Source organism: Flavobacterium sp. N1719, assembly GCF_025947045.1.
GTDB lineage: Bacteria > Bacteroidota > Bacteroidia > Flavobacteriales > Flavobacteriaceae > Flavobacterium > Flavobacterium stagni.
In genome coordinates, this window is sequence record NZ_CP109993.1 from 773,253 (window position 1) to 797,391 (window position 24,139).

Annotated in this window: 26 protein-coding genes and 1 tRNA gene; 12 read left to right on the forward strand and 15 right to left on the reverse strand. The window is 37.5% G+C overall.

Annotation, left to right across the window (positions count from 1 at the left end; all coding sequences use genetic code 11):
• Window position 1: 1 nt before the first annotated feature.
• Genes rfbA through OLM45_RS03115 form a run of 6 tightly spaced genes read right to left on the reverse strand, consistent with a single transcriptional unit; the run spans window position 2 to window position 6,436 of the window.
• The gene (gene rfbA / locus OLM45_RS03090) at window positions 2-865 is read right to left on the reverse strand and encodes a glucose-1-phosphate thymidylyltransferase RfbA (RefSeq protein ID WP_264511892.1); all 864 of its coding nucleotides are present in this window, start codon (window positions 863-865) and stop codon (window positions 2-4) included.
• A complete protein-coding gene (locus OLM45_RS03095; protein WP_264511894.1) occupies window positions 865-1,836 on the reverse strand; it encodes a hypothetical protein in 972 nt (323 codons plus the stop codon). The genes rfbA and OLM45_RS03095 overlap by 1 nt, the downstream gene beginning before the upstream one ends.
• Window positions 1,837-1,840: 4 nt before the next feature.
• Window positions 1,841-3,532, reverse strand: a complete 1,692-nt coding sequence (locus OLM45_RS03100) for a DUF6909 family protein (protein WP_264511896.1) — start codon at window positions 3,530-3,532, stop codon at window positions 1,841-1,843.
• Window positions 3,533-3,573: 41 nt separating this feature from the next.
• Window positions 3,574-4,446, reverse strand: coding sequence for a carboxypeptidase-like regulatory domain-containing protein (locus OLM45_RS03105; RefSeq protein ID WP_264511898.1), 873 nt, complete (start codon window positions 4,444-4,446; stop codon window positions 3,574-3,576).
• Window positions 4,443-5,930, reverse strand: a complete 1,488-nt coding sequence (locus tag OLM45_RS03110; RefSeq protein WP_264511900.1) for a GH3 auxin-responsive promoter family protein — start codon at window positions 5,928-5,930, stop codon at window positions 4,443-4,445. The genes OLM45_RS03105 and OLM45_RS03110 overlap by 4 nt, the downstream gene beginning before the upstream one ends.
• Window positions 5,930-6,436 carry a peptidase gene (locus tag OLM45_RS03115; RefSeq protein ID WP_264511902.1) on the reverse strand — a complete coding sequence of 169 codons (507 nt, stop codon included), beginning with the start codon at window positions 6,434-6,436 and terminating at the stop codon, window positions 5,930-5,932. The genes OLM45_RS03110 and OLM45_RS03115 overlap by 1 nt, the downstream gene beginning before the upstream one ends.
• A gap of 170 nt (window positions 6,437-6,606) precedes the next feature.
• Between OLM45_RS03115 and tatA the strand changes: the two genes are divergently transcribed.
• Together tatA and OLM45_RS03125 are read left to right on the forward strand one after the other, a co-directional pair.
• On the forward strand, window positions 6,607-6,783 hold the full coding sequence (gene tatA, locus OLM45_RS03120) for a twin-arginine translocase TatA/TatE family subunit (protein ID WP_129460315.1): 177 nt from the start codon (window positions 6,607-6,609) through the stop codon (window positions 6,781-6,783).
• A gap of 15 nt (window positions 6,784-6,798) precedes the next feature.
• Complete coding sequence (locus OLM45_RS03125) at window positions 6,799-6,939, forward strand: hypothetical protein (protein WP_264511904.1); 141 nt, start codon at window positions 6,799-6,801, stop codon at window positions 6,937-6,939.
• Window positions 6,940-7,172: 233 nt separating this feature from the next.
• Here the strand turns inward: OLM45_RS03125 and OLM45_RS03130 are convergent, their stop codons facing one another.
• The 4 genes from OLM45_RS03130 to rpiB form a co-directional block, all read right to left on the reverse strand.
• Window positions 7,173-9,305, reverse strand: coding sequence for a Tex family protein (locus tag OLM45_RS03130; RefSeq protein ID WP_264511906.1), 2,133 nt, complete (start codon window positions 9,303-9,305; stop codon window positions 7,173-7,175).
• Window positions 9,306-9,528: 223 nt separating this feature from the next.
• Window positions 9,529-10,434 carry a cation diffusion facilitator family transporter gene (locus OLM45_RS03135; RefSeq protein WP_264511908.1) on the reverse strand — a complete coding sequence of 302 codons (906 nt, stop codon included), beginning with the start codon at window positions 10,432-10,434 and terminating at the stop codon, window positions 9,529-9,531.
• Between the two features lie 2 nt (window positions 10,435-10,436).
• Window positions 10,437-10,766, reverse strand: coding sequence for a hypothetical protein (locus tag OLM45_RS03140; RefSeq protein ID WP_264511910.1), 330 nt, complete (start codon window positions 10,764-10,766; stop codon window positions 10,437-10,439).
• A gap of 1 nt (window position 10,767) precedes the next feature.
• Window positions 10,768-11,199: a ribose 5-phosphate isomerase B gene (gene rpiB / locus OLM45_RS03145; RefSeq protein WP_264511912.1), complete on the reverse strand. Its 432-nt coding sequence runs from the start codon at window positions 11,197-11,199 to the stop codon at window positions 10,768-10,770.
• 88 nt (window positions 11,200-11,287) lie between these two features.
• Here rpiB and OLM45_RS03150 point away from each other — a divergent pair, with 88 nt between their 5' ends.
• A complete protein-coding gene (locus tag OLM45_RS03150; protein WP_264511914.1) occupies window positions 11,288-11,812 on the forward strand; it encodes a YdeI/OmpD-associated family protein in 525 nt (174 codons plus the stop codon).
• Between the two features lie 521 nt (window positions 11,813-12,333).
• Here OLM45_RS03150 and OLM45_RS03155 read toward each other — a convergent pair.
• A complete protein-coding gene (locus OLM45_RS03155) occupies window positions 12,334-12,567 on the reverse strand; it encodes a DUF2007 domain-containing protein (RefSeq protein WP_264511915.1) in 234 nt (77 codons plus the stop codon).
• Window positions 12,568-12,698: 131 nt separating this feature from the next.
• Between OLM45_RS03155 and rnr the strand changes: the two genes are divergently transcribed.
• The 4 genes from rnr to OLM45_RS03175 all read left to right on the forward strand — a co-directional run bounded on the left by rnr (window position 12,699) and on the right by OLM45_RS03175 (window position 17,000).
• Window positions 12,699-14,879 carry a ribonuclease R gene (gene rnr, locus OLM45_RS03160; protein WP_264511917.1) on the forward strand — a complete coding sequence of 727 codons (2,181 nt, stop codon included), beginning with the start codon at window positions 12,699-12,701 and terminating at the stop codon, window positions 14,877-14,879.
• A gap of 17 nt (window positions 14,880-14,896) precedes the next feature.
• Window positions 14,897-15,562, forward strand: coding sequence for a head GIN domain-containing protein (locus tag OLM45_RS03165; protein ID WP_264511919.1), 666 nt, complete (start codon window positions 14,897-14,899; stop codon window positions 15,560-15,562).
• 93 nt (window positions 15,563-15,655) lie between these two features.
• On the forward strand, window positions 15,656-16,366 hold the full coding sequence (locus tag OLM45_RS03170) for a LysE family translocator (RefSeq protein ID WP_264511921.1): 711 nt from the start codon (window positions 15,656-15,658) through the stop codon (window positions 16,364-16,366).
• On the forward strand, window positions 16,347-17,000 hold the full coding sequence (locus OLM45_RS03175; RefSeq protein WP_264511923.1) for a GldM family protein: 654 nt from the start codon (window positions 16,347-16,349) through the stop codon (window positions 16,998-17,000). The genes OLM45_RS03170 and OLM45_RS03175 overlap by 20 nt, the downstream gene beginning before the upstream one ends.
• 337 nt (window positions 17,001-17,337) lie before the next feature.
• Here OLM45_RS03175 and OLM45_RS03180 read toward each other — a convergent pair.
• Window positions 17,338-17,408 (reverse strand) — tRNA-Cys (locus OLM45_RS03180).
• A 101-nt stretch (window positions 17,409-17,509) separates the two neighbouring features.
• Window positions 17,510-17,869: a dihydroneopterin aldolase gene (folB, locus tag OLM45_RS03185; RefSeq protein ID WP_264511925.1), complete on the reverse strand. Its 360-nt coding sequence runs from the start codon at window positions 17,867-17,869 to the stop codon at window positions 17,510-17,512.
• A 91-nt stretch (window positions 17,870-17,960) separates the two neighbouring features.
• Between folB and OLM45_RS03190 the strand changes: the two genes are divergently transcribed.
• The 4 genes from OLM45_RS03190 (at window position 17,961) to OLM45_RS03205 (ending at window position 20,860) form a co-directional block, all read left to right on the forward strand.
• Window positions 17,961-19,646, forward strand: a complete 1,686-nt coding sequence (locus OLM45_RS03190) for a glutamine--tRNA ligase/YqeY domain fusion protein (RefSeq protein ID WP_264511927.1) — start codon at window positions 17,961-17,963, stop codon at window positions 19,644-19,646.
• Between the two features lie 277 nt (window positions 19,647-19,923).
• Window positions 19,924-20,253 (forward strand): YtxH domain-containing protein, encoded by a 330-nt coding sequence (locus tag OLM45_RS03195; RefSeq protein WP_129460303.1) that lies wholly within the window; start codon window positions 19,924-19,926, stop codon window positions 20,251-20,253.
• Window positions 20,253-20,603, forward strand: coding sequence for a phage holin family protein (locus OLM45_RS03200; protein ID WP_129460302.1), 351 nt, complete (start codon window positions 20,253-20,255; stop codon window positions 20,601-20,603). The genes OLM45_RS03195 and OLM45_RS03200 overlap by 1 nt, the downstream gene beginning before the upstream one ends.
• 2 nt (window positions 20,604-20,605) lie before the next feature.
• Window positions 20,606-20,860, forward strand: coding sequence for a DUF6327 family protein (locus OLM45_RS03205; protein ID WP_264511929.1), 255 nt, complete (start codon window positions 20,606-20,608; stop codon window positions 20,858-20,860).
• A gap of 25 nt (window positions 20,861-20,885) precedes the next feature.
• Here OLM45_RS03205 and OLM45_RS03210 read toward each other — a convergent pair whose 3' ends face one another.
• A complete protein-coding gene (locus tag OLM45_RS03210) occupies window positions 20,886-21,860 on the reverse strand; it encodes an SPFH domain-containing protein (RefSeq protein WP_129460300.1) in 975 nt (324 codons plus the stop codon).
• 66 nt (window positions 21,861-21,926) lie between these two features.
• On the opposite strand from OLM45_RS03210, the gene OLM45_RS03215 reads away from it, so the two are divergent.
• Window positions 21,927-22,592 carry a PorT family protein gene (locus OLM45_RS03215; protein ID WP_264511931.1) on the forward strand — a complete coding sequence of 222 codons (666 nt, stop codon included), beginning with the start codon at window positions 21,927-21,929 and terminating at the stop codon, window positions 22,590-22,592.
• A 33-nt stretch (window positions 22,593-22,625) separates the two neighbouring features.
• Here the strand turns inward: OLM45_RS03215 and gltX are convergent, their stop codons facing one another.
• The gene (gltX, locus tag OLM45_RS03220) at window positions 22,626-24,134 is read right to left on the reverse strand and encodes a glutamate--tRNA ligase (protein ID WP_264511933.1); all 1,509 of its coding nucleotides are present in this window, start codon (window positions 24,132-24,134) and stop codon (window positions 22,626-22,628) included.
• Window positions 24,135-24,139: the final 5 nt, after the last annotated feature.

A 24,139-nucleotide genomic window follows, 5' to 3' on the forward strand; every position in this document is an offset into this window, starting at 1 on the left:
ATTATCGTTCTAAAAGTGACATCAAATGAACGCCATAACCACTCTTCAATAGCGGTTGAGCGATGGTTTCCAATTGATGAGCATCGATATAACCCATTTTAAAAGCCGCTTCTTCAATGGCGCCAATTTTTAATCCTTGGCGTTCTTCGATCACCTGAACAAATTGACCCGCTTGCATTAACGACGGAAATGTTCCTGTATCTAACCAAGCCGTTCCTCGGTCAAGTATGCTCACTTTTAATCTGCCTTGTTTTAAATATTCTTTATTGACATCGGTAATTTCCAATTCACCACGTGGACTCGGTTGAATGTTGGCAGCGATATCCAACACCGAATTATCATAGAAATAAATTCCCGGTACGGCATAATTGGATTTAGGATGTTCTGGTTTCTCCTCAATTGAAAGTACATTTCCCTCTTTATCAAAATCAACCACTCCATAGCGCTCAGGATCTTGAACATGATAGGCATAAATAATACCACCCTCTGGATTGTTATTGGTTTGCAATAACTCGGCTAAACCTGTACCGTAAAAGATATTGTCTCCTAAAATTAAGGCTACTTTATCATTCCCCACAAACTCTTTTCCAATGATAAAGGCTTCTGCTAATCCGTTCGGATGTTCTTGAACCGCATATTCAAATCGACATCCTAAACGAGAACCATCCCCCAACAGTTGTTGGAATAATGGTAAGTCATGTGGTGTTGAAATAATGAGTATTTCACGAATTCCCGACCACATCAATGTGGATAACGGATAATAAATCATCGGTTTATCATAAATGGGCATTAACTGTTTTGAAACTGCTAATGTCAACGGGTGTAATCGTGTACCAGAACCTCCTGCGAGAATGATGCCTTTCATTATATTTTAGCTTGAAGTTTATAAATCTTCTTGAAAAAGCGGAAAATGGTGAAAATTAAAACAAATAAAAATGGGAAAACGAACTTTAACTTACCGTTTAATCCACTTGTGTTTTTTAAGTTGAGAGACGTGTTGATCTCTTTGATAATTTTCTCGAAATTAACTAATTCAATTTTATGATTCCCTTGCTCAATTACCAAATCATTCTTTGATTTAATAATGTCGTTCAATTGGGTATTTTCATTAAAATAAACCAATTTATCACTTTTTTGATTACCATTAACTTCATTTGAAAAACCATTAAGAACTCCATCAATCTGCTTGATGATCAAATCATTGGCTTGAATTTTATTTTTAACATTCTGAATGTTTATCACTTGAAGTCTTTTGAAATAATCCGATTGATTTACAAAATTCAAAATCGGGGTAACCACTTTATCTTGGGTTGTTGGTTTGGAGGTAATAATCAAAATTTCATGGTACGGGTAATTTTTACTCGTTACTTTGTCTTCAATAATTTTTTTGATATCAGCATCCTCAGACATCAACCGAATCAATTCAAAATTATTCGGACGGTTTTCAATAAAACGATAGATATCGGTAATCGGTTTTACTGTTACTTCAGCCACTTTTTTAGGTTCTTTAATACCCACTACATTTTTCAAGAAAACGGTATCCCCTTGAACTATTTTAGAATTGATTAAGTCTACTTTGGAATACAAATAATCATTACTTCCAAAATTTGGGGTAACAATAACTTGTGTAGTGTAAGATTTCGTTAGATAATCAGCGCCTACACCCAAGACAATACCTATGACAAAAAGCAGGATAATTTTTTTTCGATTATTGATAAAAAACGAAATGAATTGAACGGCTCTTTTGGTAACTCCAGATGTCAGGTTTCCAAGATTGTCTTTCATTTCAAATAAATCAATCTCTTTCTCACTAGAAGATTGCGGTGTTGTACTCATGGTATTATAGGTTAAATAGTTGTTCTAAAATTTTAATCGTAATCAAATACGTGGGTTTTACTCCTGTTGTTCCTAAACCTCCTGATGCCAGTGTACTTCCTGTCTCTAAAGGATTATCAGATGCATAATACGCATAGCGAACTTTTACATTAGGATTAATGCTTTTACGAATGCGCGAAGCCGATTGAATGGCTTTTTGATAATACGCGCCTTCCATTTCCAATCCGATGGCGCCCCAAGTGGATTCGTGGAAAAATTTCAACAAATCTTTATTCTGTAATGATGTTCCCAAAACGGTAATCATCGGACCCGCATATACAGGGATGCCATGCCCTTCAAACAATTCTTTCGTCAATTCGTTGTCAAAAGGATAATTGTCCGCCGTTCCCTCGTTGATGTGGGCATTCGGAATCATAATATCGCCTTTTCCTCCCTCAAGAATCCCCGCTTTACCCATGATAGAAACCGATTCTACATTAAGTAAAACCTTTTCTTTTCCCGAAGTTTTATAGGGTTTCAAAAGTTCGTCTATCGTTTCAAATGCTTGCTCTCCAAACGCATAATCCATTACAATTATTACTGGCGCTTCGCTTTGAATCTTCGCTTTGGGGAAATTTGATTTTTTCCAATCGATTTTTGCCGTATCAAACAACTGTACGTCAATATTGGTTCCTGAAGTATCCGGCATCGAAATCATACCGTTCTTCAAGGCATATTCTTCCACTTTCTTGCGTAATTCCTTATTTTCGGAAGCACTCAAATCTTCATAAATCGCATACTCCGATTTGTCTTTATATTTTGCACCTAAAACACATTGTGCATAAATGGAATTCATCACACTGTGCATATTCGCACTAATAATGTGAATCGGACGAGTAATTAACCCGTTTTCATCCAAAGTACGTTTGATCGTATTGGCCCAAATCTCTCCGTGGATATGGTGTCCTAAACGTTCTCTTAGTATTGGACTGAATGTAATCGTACGTTTGTTGTTGTCTACAATTTCTTCAATGGCTAATTTTCCTAACCAATAAATCACATGGATAAAACGATCTGGTTTTTCTGGAATTGCAAAGGCATCGTAAATATCAAGCACTTCTGAAAAACTGCGTCCCAAAACATTGGCGGCATGAGAAATTGCTACTTCTTTTTCAATTTGGGTCAATTTTTTGCCTTGCAAAACAACCTGCTCGATTTTTTGCCAATCCCGCGTAACTTCAACTTCAATATCATCCAACAATACGCGATCTTTGATCTTGTGCGATTCAATGAAAATAAATGTGAGGTGAGTTAAAATATCATAGATGTCGGAACGTCCGCGGGTGATTTCCACATTCATCTGTTCGTCATCTATACGGTAACAATTGCGACGACGCTTGGGCGGAATGATCGGTTTGAAATGCGATTTGGAATAGCCTTCATCCGAAGTTAAGTTGATGTAGCGGCATTCTTCGATTCCAATGGGTAAACGTTCAATCACATAAAGTAGACCGTTTAATTCTACTTTCTCATCGGCGATACTGCCGTAAATTTCGGGGCGAAGCTGTAATAAAGCCTCTCGTAATGTATCACCGGAAACCCCCATCGGTTTGTAAAAACCACGGTTGAACAAATGACGCATTGTAATGTACAGTCGCTCGATAGCTGCCGAGGACTCTTGCGCTCTGGAGCGCGAAATGTTTTTAATTTCTTTCATTAAAATATTTTTACTAACCCGCAAAGGTAGTGATTTTGGCGTTAGTTCGATAAAATCAGGTTAATTGCCGGTTCAAAAACTGTTATCTTTTGATTATCTGAACCTTCGCTAGCGGGCGTTTTTTTCACCCATTTTCCGCCCGAATACACAAATTGTGCTTCACTTTCCACAAAACAATACAAAATGAATGGATAATAGGTACGTTGCACTCTCGTATTCCCTGAATTCGGATCGGTTATTGTTTTTTCAATCTTATTCCGTTCAATCAATAATTTTTCATACCCTACAAAAACGCCCGATTTTGGCATCACTAAATGGTAATCGGATATATCCACTTTCATATTGGTAACTCCATTTTTTACTGCAATAATCAAATCTTTTTTCAACAACTCTTTGCCGGGATATCCGTTTTCATCGACTGTATAAAAATGCAATTTCACCAAAGCGGAATCCAATTTACTGTCGGTTTGAATCCTGACTTTCTTGATGTATTTCGTTTTTTTATAAGCATCTAAATAAGGGAAAAACTTCGTTTCAATTTTAGGTCCGTTATCAAACGCTTGATAAGCTGTGTTTCTCCGAATTCCGATTTCCAATTCTTTGGTGCTCTTTTGGCCAGAAATGGTCACTTCTTGCAAAATATACTCGTCCGGTTGTAAATGAACGGTAGCGGCTTCTGCAAAAGGAACGCGTTTTTTTACATAACCTACCGATGTAAAAACTAAAAAAGTTCCCTTTCCGGTTTGTGGCAATTGAAAAGTCCCGTTATCTTCTGTCGTTCCGCTGATTTGTTCGCCTTCAACCCAAATATTAACATACGGAATGGGTTGGTTGGTCAAACTATCTTTGACAATTCCTTTGATTTGTGCTGCCGCAAATAGTGGCAATAGTAGGATAAATAGGAGCTTTTTCATAGTAGAGGCAATTGATCCGCAATAGTACGGTCGTTGGCTAATCGGGGTATTTTATTTTGTCCACCCAATTTCCCTATGGACTTCATATAGGTTTGAAAACCATTGGATGCAACAGGAGTAATCACAACGGTTCGGAGTACATTTCCGGTAATCAAATCGTCATAATACACATTTTGTTGCCGCATGGCTTGGTCGATTTTTAAGGTAAAAGCCTCCAAATCTTCAGGAGCATTTTCAAATTCAATCAACCATTCATGATACGGCAATCCTTCTTTTGGAGTAATTTGGGGCGCCACAGTAAATTCGTTGATTCGAACAGTCGTTCCTTCCACCGATTGGCGCAAGGCTTCCTCTACTTCTTTGCCAATCACATGTTCGCCAAAAGCCGAAATAAAATGTTTGATTCGACCTGAAACAATGACGCGATACGGCGACAAACTGGTAAATTGAACGGTATCCCCAATATTATAACACCACAAACCCGCATTGGTCGAAAGCAACATCACATAATTGATGCCTAATTCCACTTCGCCAATGGTATACCTTCTTGGGTTTGCGTTAAAAAATTCATCTGCTTTGACAAACTCGTAAAAGATACCCGAATTCAAGAGCAACAACATGCCTTTTTCTTTTTGGGAATCTTGATACGCAAAAAACCCTTCCGAAGCAGGAAAGAGTTCGATCGCATCTACTTTTCGTCCCATTAACTGTTCAAATTTGGCGCGATAAGGTTCGTAATTAACGCCGCCATAAATGAATAAATTAAAATTGGGAAACAACTCCCCTACGGGTTTTCCAGCGGTTTTCACTAATTTTTCAAAATACATTTGCACCCAACTTGGAATCCCTGAAATCACACTCATATTCTGAGTAATGGTCTCTTGAACAATGGCATCCACTTTGGTCTCCCAATCCTCAATACAATTGGTTTCCCAACTCGGTAAGCGGTTGCGTTGCAAATAGTTTGGAACATAATGAGCCACGATTCCTGAAAGTCGGCCCAACTGAATACCGTTTTTCATTTCGAGCTTCGGACTCCCTTGCAGGAAAATCATTTTTCCATCGACAAAATCGGCATTCCCTGTTTCGTGGATATAACTGAGAATCGCATTACGCGCCGCTTGAATATGAAACGGCATGGATTCTTTGGTTAAGGGAATGTATTTAGCGCCCGATGTTGTCCCCGATGTTTTGGCAAAATACAAGGGTTTTCCTTTCCATAATACATTTTCTTCTCCATGAACTACACGGTCTACATACGATTTTAATTGTTCATAATCCCGAATGGGAACGTGTTTTACAAAATCGGCATGGGAGTGTATTTGATCAAAATGATGGTCTTTTCCAAAAGCGGTAGTTTGAGCTTGGCGAATCAAATCACGAAACACCTTTTGTTGGGTTTCCACGGGCCGTTGCGCCCATTTCTGGGTGTCATTATGAATTTTATGGGCAAAAATTTTTGCTGCTAGGGACTTTAATGACATTATTTTTTGCCTTTTTTATTCGTTTTTTCTTTTGCCAATTGTTCCTCCGATTCAACTTCTTTTCGCAATTCCAATTCCTTCTCACTTGGCGTCAATTGTAAATCGGGTAAAGTGTCGACAGCAATAGCTAATATCGAATCTTTGTTGACTTTGGCATATTCTAAATTTCCATTCAACACTTTCTGAATCGATTGTAAATAGGCTTCATTTTTTTTAATGGCAAATTCTAGCGAATCGGATTTCAGTGCTAGTTCTGTGGCATTCCGCTTTAACTCGGTAGAAGGATAACCCGGAATGTATTCGCGAAGTGGTGTAAAAGCAATGATGAAAGTGGTTACAAAGATGATAAGTATGGCCCCTACTCCTGCCACCACAAAAACATTCATTAAGGTGAGTCGTAATGAAAAAAGTTCTTCGAAGGTTTCGTCGTTCAAAATGACCAATCTGTTTTTGGTAAACAAATGTTTCTTGAGACGTTCTTTTTTCTTGAGTTTTTTAGCCGACATAAATCGCGATTAATTTCACAAATATAACAAATGTGACGGGAGATAACGGTAAGGGATTAACGAACTTTAACGTGAAATCTTATCCTTAAAACACAACCCGTTACTTTTTTTATTTACCTTTGTTACCTTATTAGAATTAAAAAACTGCGAAAGCACAAAATATCAATACTATGGGAAGAATGGGACCAACCGAATGGATCGTCATTTTAGTCGTTGTTTTACTTTTATTTGGAGGTAAAAAAATTCCGGAATTAATGAAAGGTTTAGGAGCGGGTGTAAAAGAATTTAAAGACGCTGCTAAAGGAGAAGACAAAGCGAAAGAAGATTCCAAAGAGGAAGCAAAATAATTAAAATACTAGCCTATGGGACGCGTGGGACCTACTGAAATCATTCTTTTATTTATCCTTTTTGTCGCTCCAATTATTGTCAGTTTTATCATTGGCTATTTTATGGGAAAAAAATCAGGATATTTAAAACGTATGCAGGAGGAAGAAAAACGCTAATCAAACCGCTGAATTTTAAAACATTAGAATCACCGCAAAAGATGCGGTGATTTTTTTTTAAATTAACACGCAACCTTTTTCAACATTGCGCATCTTAAAAAAGATTGCTATGAAAAAGAAATCATTATTTGCCACGCGGATTGTCTCATACAACGAATCCTAACAAAAACAACCATTAGCACACTTGCGACGAAAACAAAAAACCCGAACTCTTTTGAATTCGGGTTTTTCAATTATAATACCATGGTGAGTTGAATGCGTTTTCGGACTTCGTCCACCTCAACGACTTTCACTTGCACATGCTGGTGCATTTTAACCACTTCATTCACATCGGAAACAAAACCTGCTTTGAGTTGGGAAATATGAACCAAGCCACTTTCCTTTATCCCGACGTCAACAAAACAACCAAACGCGGTGATGTTATTGACAATGCCGGGTAAAATCATCCCCGAACGTAAATCGGTAATGGATTTTACATTAGGATCAAATTCAAAAACTTTAGCGGCTTTACGCGGATCTAAGCCCGGTTTTTCTAATTCTTTTAAAATATCTTTTACGCCTAAAATTCCGACCGTGTCATTCACGTAGTTTTCGGGTTTGATTTGGGCAATTTTGGGTTTATTGGCAATGAGATCGCCCACTTGAATCCCTAAATCTTTAGCCATTTTTTCCACAACTTTGTACGATTCGGGATGCACCGCTGAATTATCCAACGGATTTTTACCGTCTTTAATTCGGATAAAGGCTGCAGCTTGTTGAAACGCTTTATCGCCCAAACGTGGTACTTTTTTTAATTGATTGCGGTCTTCAAAAGGCCCATTTTCTGAACGAAACTTGACAATGTTTTCGGCCATTTTTTCTCCGATTCCGCTCACATAACTCAATAAGGCTTTACTTGCGGTATTGATGTTGATCCCTACAGAATTTACGCAGCGCATCACGGTGTTATCCAATTCTTCTTTTAATTTTGTTTGGTCCACATCGTGTTGGTACTGCCCTACTCCTATCGACTTGGGATCAATTTTTACCAACTCCGCTAACGGGTCGCACAAACGGCGACCGATGGATACCGAACCCCGTACAGTAACATCGTAATTGGGAAATTCTTCCCGGGCGATTTTACTCGCTGAATAGACCGAAGCACCGGCTTCGGATACTACAAAAACTTGCACCGGTTTGTCAAATGCAATTTTTTTGATGAAAAATTCGGTTTCCCGACTCGCCGTACCGTTGCCGATAGAAATCGCTTCAATGTTGTAGGCATTGACCATCGATTTGACTTTTTTCATCGCCATAGCCGTTTCGTTTTGCGGCGCATGGGGATAAATGGTTTCGTTGTACAACAAATCGCCTTGCTCGTCTAAACAAACGATTTTACAACCGGTACGAAACCCCGGATCGATTGCCAAGACCCGTTTTTCTCCCAGTGGTGGCGCCAAAAGGAGCTGACGCAAATTTTCTGAAAACACATCAATTGCTTTGCTATCGGCTTTCAATTTGGCTTCTTGCAACACTTCATTCGAAATAGCGGGTTCCAAAAGTCGTTTATAACTGTCTTTGATGGCCAATTCCAAATGGTGAGTTGTATCGTTATTGCGTTTGATGATGGCTTCTTCAATGAATTCCAGTGCTTCTTCTTTTTCGATAGCAACATTGAATTTAATATAGCCTTCGGCTTCGGCGCGCAACATGGCTAACAAACGATGGGAAGGCGCTTTGGAAATCGGTTCGGACCAATCGAAATACTGGGAAAACTTCTGTGCATTCTCCTCGTTTTCTTTGCCTTTGGCGACTTTGGTGGTGATGGTTGCTTTGCGTTGAAACAATCGGCGCAGATTTTTACGCACATAGATATTTTCATTGATCCATTCGGCGATAATGTCGCGCGCACCTTGCAAAGCTTCGTCTTCGTTGACTACATTTTTATTGAGGTATTTGGAGGCCAAATATTCCATGTCGTCCGTATTTTGGGACATGATGATTTTGGCTAAGGGTTCGAGACCGTTTTCACGCGCCACATCGGCTTTGGTTTTTTTCTTCTTTTTGTAGGGTAAATACAAATCCTCGATTTCCTGCAGGTCAAAACTGTTCTCGATTTTGGTTTTGAGGTCCGGACTCAATTGTCCTTGTTCCTCAATCGAGTTCAATACACTTTCCTTGCGTTTTAAAATTTCGGCAAACTGTTTATTGAGTTTGGCAATGGATTCGATCACGACCTCATCCAAATTACCCGTTTTGTCTTTACGGTAACGGGCGATGAAGGGAATGGTACAATCTTCGGAAAGGAGTTGGAGTGTGGCTTCTATCCCTTTGACTGCGGTAGTAGGAAGTTGTAATTGGTTTTGTATAAACTGAATAGACGTCATAGTAATCTTTAATTCTAGGACGCTAAATGTACGGGAAAAACAGAATTTGAAAAAGAAAATAGAAAGGGAAATCAAACGTGAAAAGGAGCAGGAAGCCGCGTAAGGGACAGCGGGATTGTTGGAGCTCTCCCGAGGTTACGAGGGAAGCGACTCCCAATGGCCCGACCGTGAGGAAAAACAAAGGGTTCCCCTGAAGTTTTTTCCGAGGGGATACGCCCAAAAATTAATCTTGCACGATGGTTTCTTTGGAATCGTGGCGGCGAAACTCAGGCTGGATCGTACAATGATTGATGTTGTATTTTTCCAAAAGCAGCTGTTCGATTTGATCCAAAAGTTGGTTAAACGCCTGAATCGAAATATCCTGGGTACAATCGATATGCGCTTCGAGGTGGTGCTCGTCATCGTTGAGACTCCAAACGTGCACATGATGAACGGTTTTAATACCTGCAATCGCTTCGATATCGGCGGTGACTGATTTAATGTCGATGGATTTTGGGGTAAACAGCATAAGCATTTGCGTGGATTCGAGCAGTAACTTTCCGCCCACAATGATTAAGTAGATCGAAATTCCGAAGGACAACACACTATCCACCCAATACCAATTGAAGAATTTCATGAGGAGTCCGCCGGCTAAAACCGCCACAGAAGCCATCATATCAGTGAACAAATGCAGGTAAGCCGATTTCATATTTAAATTATGGGCGGCATCTTTTTGCAGGGCAAAAGCTGAAATACCGTTGACAGCAATGCCAAGTAAGGCGAGCCAAATTACGGTTTCTGATACTACTTTTTCGGGATGGAAAAAACGGTGAATCGAACCGTAAATCAGGAATATTGCAACGATAATAAGGGTAGCCGCATTGACAAAAGCGGCGATGAGTTCGGCCCGTTTGTAGCCAAAAGTAGCGCGTTGTGTTGCTTTTTTATGGGCTAAACGATGGGCAATCCAACTGAAGATTAGCGTGAGTACGTCGGAAAAATTGTGAAGCGCATCGGAGAGCAATGCTAAACTTCCTGAAAGCCATCCGCCAATGGCTTGCGCGATAGTAATAGTTAGGTTTAGGATAATGGACAACCCTAGATTTTTCCCTTTGACTTCGTGTTTATGGATGTGGGAATGGGTTTCCATGGTTAATTAACGGGAGTTGCGTTTTGGTAGATTTCCAAACCCCATTGGATGTAAAAATAGCCAACGGGAATGTTGAGTATTAAAATCCCCCACGTCTGGATTATTTTTGGACGCGATTGGGCAGATTCAAAGAATAGTTGCAATAATCGAACAGCGAAATAACCATTTAAAAAAAGCATGGAGATGATGTAAAATAAAGACATATAAATGACACCACCCACTGGGTTATAATAAAACGACAACATCAAAACCGTTCCCAATACGAATGTACCCAACGCCGTTAAGCGTGTGGCAAAGATAACTTTAGAAACAGTTTGGAGTTGGTTGAGCATGTTAGGAACAGGCGATTTTTTGAACGCGGTTTTGGTGACGTCCGCCTTCAAAGGGGGTTTTTAAAAAGGTATCGACCATTTCGATTACTTGCGGAATGGCGGTAAAACGCGCGGGAATACTGATAATATTAGCATCGTTATGTTGGCGTGCTAAAGCGGCAATTTCTTTGGTCCAACACAAGGCGGCGCGAATGCCTTGGTGCTTATTGACCGTCATATTGATTCCGTTGCCCGAACCGCAGATTACAATTCCGAAATCGGCATGGCCTTGTTCAACATCTGTAGCTACGGGGTGACCAAAATCAGGATAATCGACACTGTCGAAGGTATCGGTTCCATAGTTAGTGACTTCGTGTCCTTGTGCAGTTAAATAGTCTACAATTGCTTTTTTGTACTCGGGTCCGGCGTGGTCGTTGCCAATTGAAATTTTCATGGGTTGTTGATTGTGTTGTTTATTTCTTTTGACAAAGTTAGGGAATAATGCTACGGGCAGCTACTACCTTTGAAAAAAACTTCTTAGGATGGAATTCGAAGCGTTATTGGAGTCATTTGAAGCGAGTTCAGTCGGTTACGGACCGCATTTTAAAATTCCACAGCCGATTTTTGAAATCCTAAACGCTCAGTGTAAAGACAAACGGGTAATTTGTTATTTAAATCAAACCTTGCGAATTCATTCAGGGATGATGCCGAAAGACGGCTACCATTTTATCTTATTAAATCAGGCGATTTTAAAACAGCACGGAATGGTTTTGGGTGATTGGATTCAGGTGCGAATGGAAGTGGACAAATCCAAATACGGAATGGAGATTTCGGAGGAATTTCGGGAGGTATTATTTAGTGATCCGGAAGGGAGTGATTGGTTTCATAAATTGACACCTGGAAAACAGCGAACGCTGATACATTTGATTAATAAAATTAAAAATTCACAGCTCAAAATTGAACGCAGTTTTGTGATTTTGGAGCATCTTAAAAAAAGAGGTGGAAAACTGGACTACAAAATTCTGGATCAGGACATTAAGGATTTTCGGGATTCGATGAAATTTTAATAAAATATTGATTTTCAACACTTTAAAGAAGTAATTTTTACGGCTGTTAATAGTAATTTACAATACGCTGATTTTCAGATAACTTTAAATTAACATGAATTGTTAATAATTTTAAATAGAAAATGGGAACTTTTTTAAAGGTGCAAACAAATTTTTATAAGCTAAAATCGAAATGAGAAATACAAATAAACTTTTGGCTTTTTTTGGAAAAATTATTGACATCAAAAATGGGTTTTTCAACAGATTTTCTTTTTAAAAGTTTTCAAAAAAAGAACTTTATTTTTGGTTGTTGACAACTGTTAATAAAAACCAAAATTTTATTCATTTTAAGCCTTTTACCATTTTTAAAATGTGTTAATATCCGTGTAAAAGTTTGGATAACTTTTCAAAAAAATAAAAGCAACAAAAGTTTTCATCATTATCAACACCCTATAATAACCATCATAAATTTTTAAAAATTAAAAGAATGTTTTTTTTGTTTTTAGTAGTTGTTGAAAACCTTTGATTTTTAAAAATAGATTTTAAACGATATGTAACGGATTGTTGAGATTGTCAATTAACTGTTGTGTTCGTTCTTGATCGTTGGGATGGACTTTGAGTTTGATGCCACCCAAAGCGATACTCGCAAAAGGATCGACAGAAACGATGGTTTCGTTTTCAAAAAAGTGAGGAATATTTTCCCGTTCCAAAAGGGTTTTGAGAATGTAGGTTTCTTGTGGTAAATGAAAGATAGCAATCGTGATAAAGTCCGTCATAAGAATACATTGCAGTAGTTCAAAGGTACATGAAAACCAAAATGCAAATGTTATATTCCTATTAAAACTTCTTTTTTACTGAAGGAACTGAATAGTATTTCGTAATTTTCAACCGTAAAAGAATATGAAGTATGCCTAAAAACCCAAAAAAGTTCGGGAAAAAGAACAAAACTTTTTCCGAAAAAATCTTTAAAATATTATCTAAGAATCCGAATAAGCCTTTTAACTACAAACAGATTGCTGCGATTTTAGAATTGAATGATACCAAAAGTCGCAACGAGATTATCAAAGATCTTAAAATCTTAGCGTCACAAAAACTAATTATTGAAACTGAACCTGGGAAGTATCTTGTACAATCCAGTAGTAAAGAATACTACGAAGGTCTGGTGGACATGACATCTCGCAAAACGGGATATTTTGTTTGTGACGAATTGGAAGACGATGTATTTATTCCGTTTGTGAATTTGAATCATGCATTGGATGGTGATCGTGTAAAAGTGTATGTGTACAACAAACGTGCTTCTCGAAAACCGGAAGCGGAAGTCGTTGAAATCTTAGAACGCGCCAAAATGGAATTCGTCGGAGTAGTCGATGTACAAAAGAATTTTGGTTTCGTAACTACAGCAAATGCCAAAATGTATACGGATATTTTTATTCCGAAAAATAAATTAAACGATGCAGAGCATGGCGATGTAGTTTTGGTTCGATTGGAAGATTGGCCAAAAAAAGCCGATTCTCCTTTTGGTTCGGTTATAAAAGTACTTGGAAAACCTGGTGAGCATAATACTGAAATTCATGCGATTTTAGCCGAATACGGTCTCCCCTATGATTTTCCGATTGAAGTGGACGCTTATGCGAATAAAATTGATACGTCCATTACCGAAGCTGAAATTGCAAAACGTCGCGATATGCGTGACATTCTCACGTTTACGATTGACCCGAGAGATGCCAAAGACTTTGACGATGCCTTGTCGTTTCAAGTGTTAGCCAACGGAAATTATGAAATTGGTGTGCACATTGCGGATGTTTCGCATTATGTGAAAGAAGGAACTATCTTGGATGATGAAGCCTATAAACGGGCAACTTCGGTGTATTTGGTGGATCGTGTGGTTCCGATGTTGCCTGAAGTCTTGTCTAATTTTGCCTGTTCGTTACGTCCACATGAAGAGAAATATACGTTTTCAGCGGTATTTGAATTGAATAACAAAGCGGAACTGGTGAATCAATGGTTTGGTCGAACGGTGATTTATTCTGATCAACGTTTTGCCTACGAAGAAGCCCAGCATATTATTGAAACGAAGTCGGATGTGATTCCGGCTAAAACTTCGCTAACCGGTAAAGACTACCAAGTCCCAGCTCCTATTGTGGAAGCGGTATTAAAAATGCAGGATTTAGCGCAAATTATGCGTCAAAAACGAATGGCAGCCGGAGCGATTTCATTTGATAAAGTGGAAGTTAAATTCAATTTGAATGAAAATGATGAACCGACTGGTGTGTATTTCAAGGTTTCCAAAGATGCCAATTTCTTAATTGAAGAATTTATGTTGTTGGCCAACCGAAAAGTGGCTGAATTCATTGGTAAACAAAAGAAAACCTTTATTTACCGTATTCACGACGAACCCAATGAAGATAAATTAATTGGGTTGCAATCCGTCATTTCGAAGTTTGGCTATTCGATTAACTTCAAAACAAAACAAACAATTTCAAAATCGTTGAATGATTTGTTGGCTGAAGTTAACGGTCGTAAAGAACAGAATTTGGTGGATACTTTAGCGATTCGTGCGATGAGTAAGGCCCGCTATTCTACTGAAAACATTGGACATTACGGATTAGCATTTGATTATTACAGTCATTTTACTTCGCCTATTCGTCGTTATCCTGATGTCATGGCGCATCGTTTGTTGCAACATTATTTGGATGGTGGAAAGAGTGTGAATGAAGAAGAATTTGAAGAAAAATGTGAGCATTCCACCGACATGGAAATATTAGCAGCCAATGCCGAACGGGATTCTGTGAAATACATGCAGGTGAAGTACATGAAAGACCACATGGATCAGGAATTCTTAGGGGTAATTTCTGGAGTTACTGAATGGGGAATTTATGTCGAAATTGTGGAAAATAAATGTGAAGGCATGGTTCGTGTGCGCGACATCAAAGAAGATTACTACGTTTTTGACGAGAAACAATATGCCTACGTAGGTGAAATGTATAAAGGATTATTACAATTAGGTGACGAAGTTTTCGTTAAAGTTAAAAATGCAGATTTAGTAAAAAAACAATTAGACTTTACCTATTTGCGAAAAAATGAATAACTCCAAATCGTACAAACATGAAAAAAATACTTTTAGTAGCATTAGCTTTCAGTTCGTTAGCTTTTGCTCAAATTGAAAAAAAAGTTGGTGATTTTACCAAAGTAACCGCCTTTGATCAAATTGATGTAATGTTGGTTCAAGGTAATGAAAACAAAGTTATTTTGTCTGGTGGTGATGCCAATGAAGTTGAAGTCGTTAATAAAAATGGCGAATTAAAAATTCGGATGCCTTTAACGAAAATGCTTTCAGGTGATGGCATTTCAGCTACTGTATATTTTAAAAAATTAGAAGCAGTGGAAGCCAATGAAGGATCGCATATCAGTTGCGAAACTACAATTAAAGCGATGCTTTTTGATTTAATTGCCAAAGAAGGAGCACAGGTGGATTTAACTTTAGAGGTTTCAAAATTATCAGCGCGAACTGCTAATGGTTCCCAAGTAACATTGACTGGAAAAGCGAAAAATCAAGAGGTTATTGTGAATTCAGGTGGTGTGTATCAAGCTGAAAAATTGGTTACCGAACAAACAACAATTACGGGAAATGCCGGTGGTGATGCCGCTATTTATGCCACGGATTTGGTGGATGCTAAAATTAGAGCCGGAGGAACCATTTCAATTTATGGGAATCCGAAGCAGATCAATGAAAAGACGATTGCTGGCGGAACCATTCGTCAAGTAAAATAAGTGTAGACTTATTAAGGAAGTAAGGGTATTTTTTGGATTTTGTCCGAAAAGAAATATCTTTACTTCCTTTCTTATTTCAACCAAATCCTATTCATGTTAAACGATATACTTGCTGCCATACCTTGGGGATTTTTATTAGCCTTTACGATTGGGCCTGTATTTTTTGTTTTGTTAGAAACCAGTATTACCAAGGGATTTCGTGCGGCTATGGTCTTTGATGCCGGAGTGGTATTTGGTGATTTTGTATTTATTCTAATTGCGTATTTCAGTACGAATCAAATTTTAGAGCGACTCAAAGATGACCCAGTTTTGTTTGTTTTTGGTGGTATTTTAATGTTGGTTTACGGAATTATTTCGTTTATCAAAGAGAAGAAAAATTTTCAAAAAAAGCAGGAAGAAGAACAAGTAGAAGAAGATAATATTCAGAAAAATAACTACTTAGGTTTATTTTTTAAAGGGTTCTTTTTGAATTTCATCAATATTGGAGTATTAGCGTTTTGGATGGGTGTGATTATCGTGTTCGGACCCAAACTGAACATGGAAACCAACCGAATTATTCTGTTTATAGCTACCATTATTGTTACTTATTTTGCCGTAGATATTTTAAAGATTTTAGTTGCCAAACAATTAAAATCTAGATTGACACCTAAAAATATTTATAAGATTAAGCGGGTAATCAGCGTTATCCTAATGATTTTCGGAAGTTTTTTAATCGTTCAAGGGTTCTTTCCGAACGAAAAGAAAATGATCGAACAGAAATTAGGTATTAGTAAACCGCTTGAAAATGCAACGAATTCTAACTAGTTTTTTTCTTTTTATATCCTTTTTTAGTTTTGCACAGAAGGATACTTTGTCAATCATCAAACACACTTCGGAATGGATTGTAAACCAAGATTGTCGTGTTGTTTATCGTGGATTGTCTAATAAATTTAGTATCGAAGTACCCAATTCGTTGTTATTTTCTGTTTCAGGATTAGGCCTAAAATCAACTTCAAAAAATACATTTGAAATTAACCCAGGTGCAGGTACAGAACTCAATATTTCTGTTCAAATAGTTTTGAAAAATAAAACCAAAAAAGTAGAAGTTTTTGTATATAAAATTAAAAATATTCCTCTCCATCTGACTTCATTAAACTTTAATAAAGACCCTATTTTACGGATGAGTAAGAACAATTTGAAAGATGCAGTAGTTCGCGTATTTTTTGAAGATAAAAATCTTGATTTTAAGTTTAATATTCTTGAATTTACTATAAGAATACCCGGTCAAAAAGCAATTGTTGTTCAAGGAAATACAATTACAAAAGCTGCATTTGAACAAATCAATAGATATGCTAGAAAAGGAGATGACTTATTGATTACTGATTTAAAAGTAAGATTAGGTATAAGTTTAAATGTTTTTATTTGTAAATTCACTCCAGTCTTAATAACCATTTTATAGTAAAAAATGGATTATTTTAAAATCAATTCTCTCTGATTTACAAATCGATTATCTAAAGTTTTTTAAAAACTAAATCTATTTTCATCCTATTTTTTAAATAAAAAAACCACCCATTTCTGAGCCGTTTTTTGAAGAGGCATCGCCCGTCCCGAAACATCGGGAGAACCGATTACACGGTTTTGTAATGATTATTTTAAAATAAAAAAACCTCCCATTTCTGAGCTGTTTTTTGTAAGAGGCATCGCCCGTCCCGAAACATCGGGAGAACCGATTACGCGGTTTTGTAATGATTATTTTAAAATAAAAAAACCTCCCATTACTGAGAGGTTTTTTGAAGAGGCATCGCCCGGATTCGAACCGGGGTACGCGGTTTTGCAGACCGATGCCTAGCCGCTCGGCCACGACGCCCTTTGTTGAGGGTAGCAAAGATAAAGTAAAAAAAATGCAATATCCAAATTCCCTAACCCAAATTATTGGGAATCTTCTTTAGTTTACTGACTTCCTTTCTCTTAACTACGGTATTCTTCCATTTCTATGGTAACGGCTTCTACATCGCCACCAATGGGTGGATTGAGTTTAGAAACCGCTAATAGAATGCGAGAAACGGCGGGAATTTCTTTAAAAATACGTTGAATGATGCGTTGCGCCACGTGTTCCAGTAATTTGGAACGAATCGCCATTTCTTCTACGACAATACGATTGAGTAATACATAATCCACCGTATCTGCCAATTCATCGGTTTGTGCAGACTTTCGTAAATCAGTTTTGACTTCTAAATCCACACGGTAATCACTACCAATTTTTGCTTCTTCGGTTAAACATCCATGATAAGAAAACGTACGGATGTTTTGTAATTTAATTGTTCCCATTTTTATTTCGGTGCCAAATAGCAAATTGACGAATTTTCAAATTGACGATTTGACGAATTAAACATATCTTTGCTAAAATTAAGAAATTTCTATGTCAACCGAGGAAAAATCACTCAATTTTATCGAGCAAATCATCGAAGACGATTTAACAAACGGATTATCAAATGATAAACTTCGTTTTCGTTTTCCACCCGAACCCAATGGTTATTTGCATGTGGGTCACGCCAGTGCGATTTGTTTGAATTTTGGATTAGGTTTGGATTACAATGCGCCAGTAAATTTGCGTTTTGATGATACTAATCCTTCTAAAGAGGAGCAAGAATATGTTGATGCGATCAAACGCGATGTGCAATGGCTTGGATACCAATGGGATCGTGAATGCTATGCTTCTGATTATTTCCAGCAGTTATATGATTGGGCGGTTGAATTGATTCAAAAAGGTAAAGCCTATGTGGACAGCCAATCTTCAGAAGAGATGGCAAAACAAAAGGGGACACCAACACAACCTGGTACAGAGTCACCCTTCCGTAATCGTTCTATAGAAGAAAATTTGGATTTATTTACCCGAATGAAGCAAGGGGAATTCCCAAAAGGAACCCACGTTTTACGGGCAAAAATTGATATGACCTCTTCCAATATGTTGATGCGTGATCCGATTATTTATCGCATTATGCATGAACACCACCACCGAACTGGTAACGATTGGTGTATCTATCCAATGTACGATTGGGCGCATGGAGAAAGCGATTATTTGGAACAAATTTCACACTCGTTGTGTACTCTCGAATTCTTGCCACATCGTGAATTGTACGATTGGTTTTTGGATCAAATTTATGATGAAACCAAAGTGCGTCCCAAACAACGTGAATTTGCTCGCAGAAACTTATCTCATACCGTAGTTTCTAAACGTAAATTACTACAATTGGTGGAAGAGAAACATGTTACAGGTTGGGATGATCCACGGATGAGTACCATTTCAGGAATGCGTCGTAGAGGCTATCCACCGATGGCGATTCGTAATTTTGCAAAGACCATTGGTATTGCAAAACGCACCAATTTGATTGATGTTTCCTTGTTGGAATTCTGTGTTCGTGAGGAATTGAATAAAACTACTGATCGTGTAATGGCCGTTTTGAATCCGGTGAAATTGGTAATTACCAACTATCCTGAAGGTCAAGAAGAATGGTTGGATGCTGAAAATAATCCGGAAGCTGAAGTAATGACTTATCGCAAATTACCGTTTGGTAAGGAGTTATATATCGAGCGTGATGACTTTAAAGAAGAAGCGGATAAGAAGTTTTTCCGTTTGACTTTAGGTACTGAAGTTCGTTTAAAAAATGCCTACATCATTAAAGGTGAGAGCGTGGTGAAAGATGCAGCAGGAAATATCACTGAGATTCATTGTACGTATGATGCTGATAGTAAGTCGGGTAGTGGTACTGAAGCCAGTATGCGTAAGGTTAAAGGAACCATTCATTGGGTTTCTACAGCGCATGCATTAGAAGCGGAAGTTCGCGTTTACGATCGTTTATTCACTCATGAAAATCCAGACGGTGATAAAGAAGTAGATTTCAAAACCTACATTAATCCCAATTCCTTACAAGTGATTACAGGATATATGGAACCCAGTTTGAAAAGTGCACAACCGGGAACCCAATATCAGTTTCAACGGTTAGGCTATTTTTGTGTCGATACCGATTCGACTACTGAAAAATTAGTTTTTAACAAAACGGTAGGTCTTCGCGACACTTGGGCAAAGATTGAAAGTAAAGAATAATTTGTATTGATTATATTGATAGAAAACCCGCTATAGTCGCGGGTTTTCTTATTATTGGTATTTCTTATTATAAATTTAATAAATATTAGAATTCCTTATTAAAATTGACTTTTATAAATTAATTCTAAGCCATTTTTAAAAAGGAGTAAGGTGATTTTATAGGTTAACTACGGAACGATGAAGAAAACGCTTGTATTTAATTTTCTCACTTTAATAGGGTCTTAACATAGCTTCTGTCTCTTTTTTTGTAATTTTAAGTACATAAAAATAGAAACATATGTCCAATAGAAATAGTGAAGGGTTAGTTGCGTTACTTTTGGGTGCGGCGATTGGGGTCGGACTCGGAATTTTATTCGCTCCCGACAAAGGTTCGGAAACCCGCAAAAAAATAAAAGACAATCTCGATGATTTGAAAGATGATTTGAAACAAAAATTTCAATCGGTCGAAGAGGAGGCGAAAGAAAAATTCGATCAAACCAAAACGGATTTAAAATCGTCTATGGATGACCTACTTTCCAAATCAAGTTATAAAGCAGAAGAAGCCATTACTTATTTGGAACAAAAGTTGGCCGAGTTAAAACAGCAAAACGCTAAATTTCAGAAATAATGCCTTTTGACGAAATCAAAGAACAAACCGAAGAATTTCAAGAAAACGCCAAAAAGTATGTCGACTCAACTTTAGAATATTACAAACTTTGGGGCTTTAAAGTGGCTATGCAATCGACGACAATGATTGTAAAGTTTGTCTTGATGGGTTTGTGTTTGTTGGTCATGTTGTTTTTCATCTCCATAGCAGGAGCGTTAGCGCTAGGGGAGTGGATGCATTCCTATGCTTTAGGATTTTTAAGTGTGGCCGGAATTTATTTGATTTTAGCAGTTTTAATTTTTCAAATCAAAGACAAAATTGTGGAAGGTCCCTTGTTGGAACGATTTTCTGAAATATTTTTTAACGATTAACTATGGCTACAAAGAAATACCGATCCTATGCAGAAATCGATCGCGATTTAGAAGTGTTAAAGGTAGAGCGCGAACTTTATTACCGCAAAGCTGCATTAAACATTCAAAATGCGAAGGAAGCTATTTTCCCAACTGAAACGGCTTCGTATGTAGGATGGTTGTACAAAAATGTATTTTCAGGCACTATTGGTACCGTTTTAAAAATAGCTTTTCCGTATATTATACAATGGTTTATAAACAGAAAAAGAGGCGATTAAGCCTCTTTTTTTATTCCTTTTTTGATTATTCTCCAGAAGTATCACTCGGATTGTAATCTAACGATGATTTGTTATCGTTGTCTTTTACTTTCTTCTTTTGGTTTTTCAATTGTTCCCCAATTTGGTTACTTGCGGCAAAACTCGCTACCATATTATTCAACATATCGGTAGCCGCTTGAGGTGAATTCGGTAATAAGATTAAGTTACTGTTAGTATCGGCACCAATAGCTTGTAACGAGTCATAGTGTTGAGTAACTACAATCAAAGCAGAAGCTTCTTGCGAGTTAATCCCCACTTTATTCAGAACTTCTACACTTTCCACCAAACCTTTTGCGATTTCACGACGTTGATCAGCAATACCTTGACCTTGTAAACGTTTACTTTCCGCTTCTGCTTTGGCTTTTGCCACAATACGAATACGTTGTGCTTCACTTTCAAATTCAGCAGCTACTTTTTCACGTTCAGCGGCATTGATACGGTTCATCGCGTTTTTCACTTGAATATCCGGATCGATATCAGTGACCAAGGTGTTGATAATATCATATCCATACGCCATCATGGCTTCGTTTAGTTCCCGTTTTACAGCGATCGCGATATCATCTTTACGGACAAAAACATCATCCAAGATTAATTTAGGTACTTCAGCACGCACAACATCAAAAACGTAAGCGGTGATTTGATCATGCGGAAATTCCAATTTATAAAAGGCTTCGTACACATGTTCTTGAATGACTTTAAACTGAACCGAAACTTTCATTTTCACAAACACATTGTCTTTGGTTTGGGTTTCGATAATGACATCCAATTGTTGGATACGTAAATTTACCCGACCGGCAATCCGATCTATAACCGGAATTTTCAATTGTAACCCAGAGTTACGAATACTGTGGAATTTCCCGAAACGTTCGATCACCACAGAGGTTTGCTGTTTTACTGTAAAAAAACAAGCTAAAAACAAAAACAGTCCGAAGACTAAAACAACAATAAGAATTGGATTCATAATATTTTTTTAGGATTAGATGCTTGTTATACGGGAATGCTGTATGTTTGTTACAAATTTTTTACAATGAAAAACTTACTTTTTGTTTGCGTTCTTGCAACTTCATTATTTTCCTTTGGACAATACGGTTATCGCGATGGAAATCGGATTGGTATTTCGGGTGGTATTTCCAATTGCACTATTTTCTCCTCAACCTTTGAATCCAAGCCAGGAAACGGATTTGCAGGCGGATTGTCTGTGCGTGGAAATTATTACAACAATTGGAGCATGATTTACGGAATGCAATTTTTTGAAAGTAATTTTTCATTGGGAAAAAATGGAATTGAAACCCGTGAAACAGAATTCAGTTTACAAGGGGTTCAAATTCGTTTATTATTCAGTTATAATGTAATTCAAGATCATATTTCGATTGATTTTGGACCGGTTTTACAAGTCAATGGTAAATTATCGGTAAATAAATCAGCTGAAAATAATGTGATTAAATACAATAATGTCACAGAAGCTCCAATACATGCTAAAGATGTGTTGGATGTTTCGACTATTGGTGGTGCGTTTTATTTCGGAGTATCGGGTGGTACTAAAGTGGTTCGCTTGGTCGCTTTTTATCAGTATGGATTTACTAATTTATTTAATAAGCTCAATAAAAACACTGATCTTACCGCACTAAACAATACCGAGAATTTTAAAGGAAATCTCGGTACTATAAATGCACAAGTTGTTTTTAATTTATAAAAAAAGCCCCGATTACTAGTCGGGGCTTTTTATTTATAAGGTATTTATGGCGTTTTGAATGCGTTGGTTAACTTCTTCTTTGCCTAATATTTCAATGATATCAAACAAATGCGGTCCTTTTAAAGCGCCTACAAGACTCAATCGTAAGGGTTGCATGATTTTACCCATTCCAATTTCATTGGCGTTCATCCATGTTTTTAATTCGTTTTCAATAGCAACGGATTCAAAGGGTTGCACTTGTGACATCACTTCATAAGCTTGATTTAAAAGCGAAGGAGTATCTTCTTTCCAATTCTTAGCTGCTTTTTCATCATATGTTGATGGTGCCACAAAAAAGTAATCGGCTAATTCCCAGAATTCAGTCACAAAATGAGCACGTTCTTTAATCATTCCCACAATTCGAGTTAAATCGAATGAAGTTTTTATTCCTTTTTCTTTTAGTTCTAATTCAAAAGAAGCCGCTAAAGAAGAATCGGATTGTATTTGCAAATAGTGGTGATTGAACCATTTATTTTTTTCTGGATCAAATTTAGCTCCCGATTTGTGTACGCGGCCTAAATCAAATTTTTGACATAACTCATCCAAGTTGAATAATTCCTGATCGGTTCCATCATTCCAACCTAATAAGGCTAAGAAATTTACCACGGCTTCTGGGAAAAACCCTTTTTCACGATAACCTGAAGAAACTTCTCCAGAAGTTGGATCCGACCAATTTAATGGAAAAACAGGAAACCCAAGTTTGTCGCCATCGCGTTTGGACAATTTACCATTTCCAACCGGTTTTAAAATTAACGGCAAATGCGCAAATTCAGGGGCTTCCCAACCGAAAGCTTTGTACAATAAATGATGCAAGGGTAGGGAAGGTAACCATTCTTCACCACGAATCACATGCGAGGTTTCCATTAAATGATCATCGACAATATTCGCCAAATGGTACGTTGGCATGCCGTCGCTTTTAAACAACACCTTATCATCCAAAAGATTAGTGTCAAATTTTAAATCACCGCGAATGATATCGTGTAATTCCAAAATTTCATTGACAGGAGTTTTAAAACGAATCACATAGGCTTCACCAGAAGCTATTCGTTGTTCTGTTTCTTCTTTTGATAGAACTAAAGAAGTATCTAATTTTTCCCGATTGTGCCAATTGTATATAAACGTTTTCCCTTGTGCCTCATGCTCTTTACGGTGTTGATCTAATACTTCAGCAGTATCAAAAGCATAATAGGCCCAACCGGATTGAATCAACTGATCAGCATATTGTTTATACAACGGTTTGCGTTCACTTTGACGGTAGGGGCCAAACTTTTCATTTTTACCAACCGTTTCATCAGGAGCGATTCCTAACCATTCCAACGCTTCAAAAATATAGGCTTCCGCACCAGGAACAAAGCGATTTTGGTCAGTGTCTTCTATGCGTAAATAGAAAGTACCGTTATGTTTTTTAGCAAACAAATAATTAAATAAAGCCGTGCGAACACCGCCAATATGTAAAGGTCCAGTCGGACTAGGTGCAAAACGCACGCGAACAGGTCGAGACATAGGTC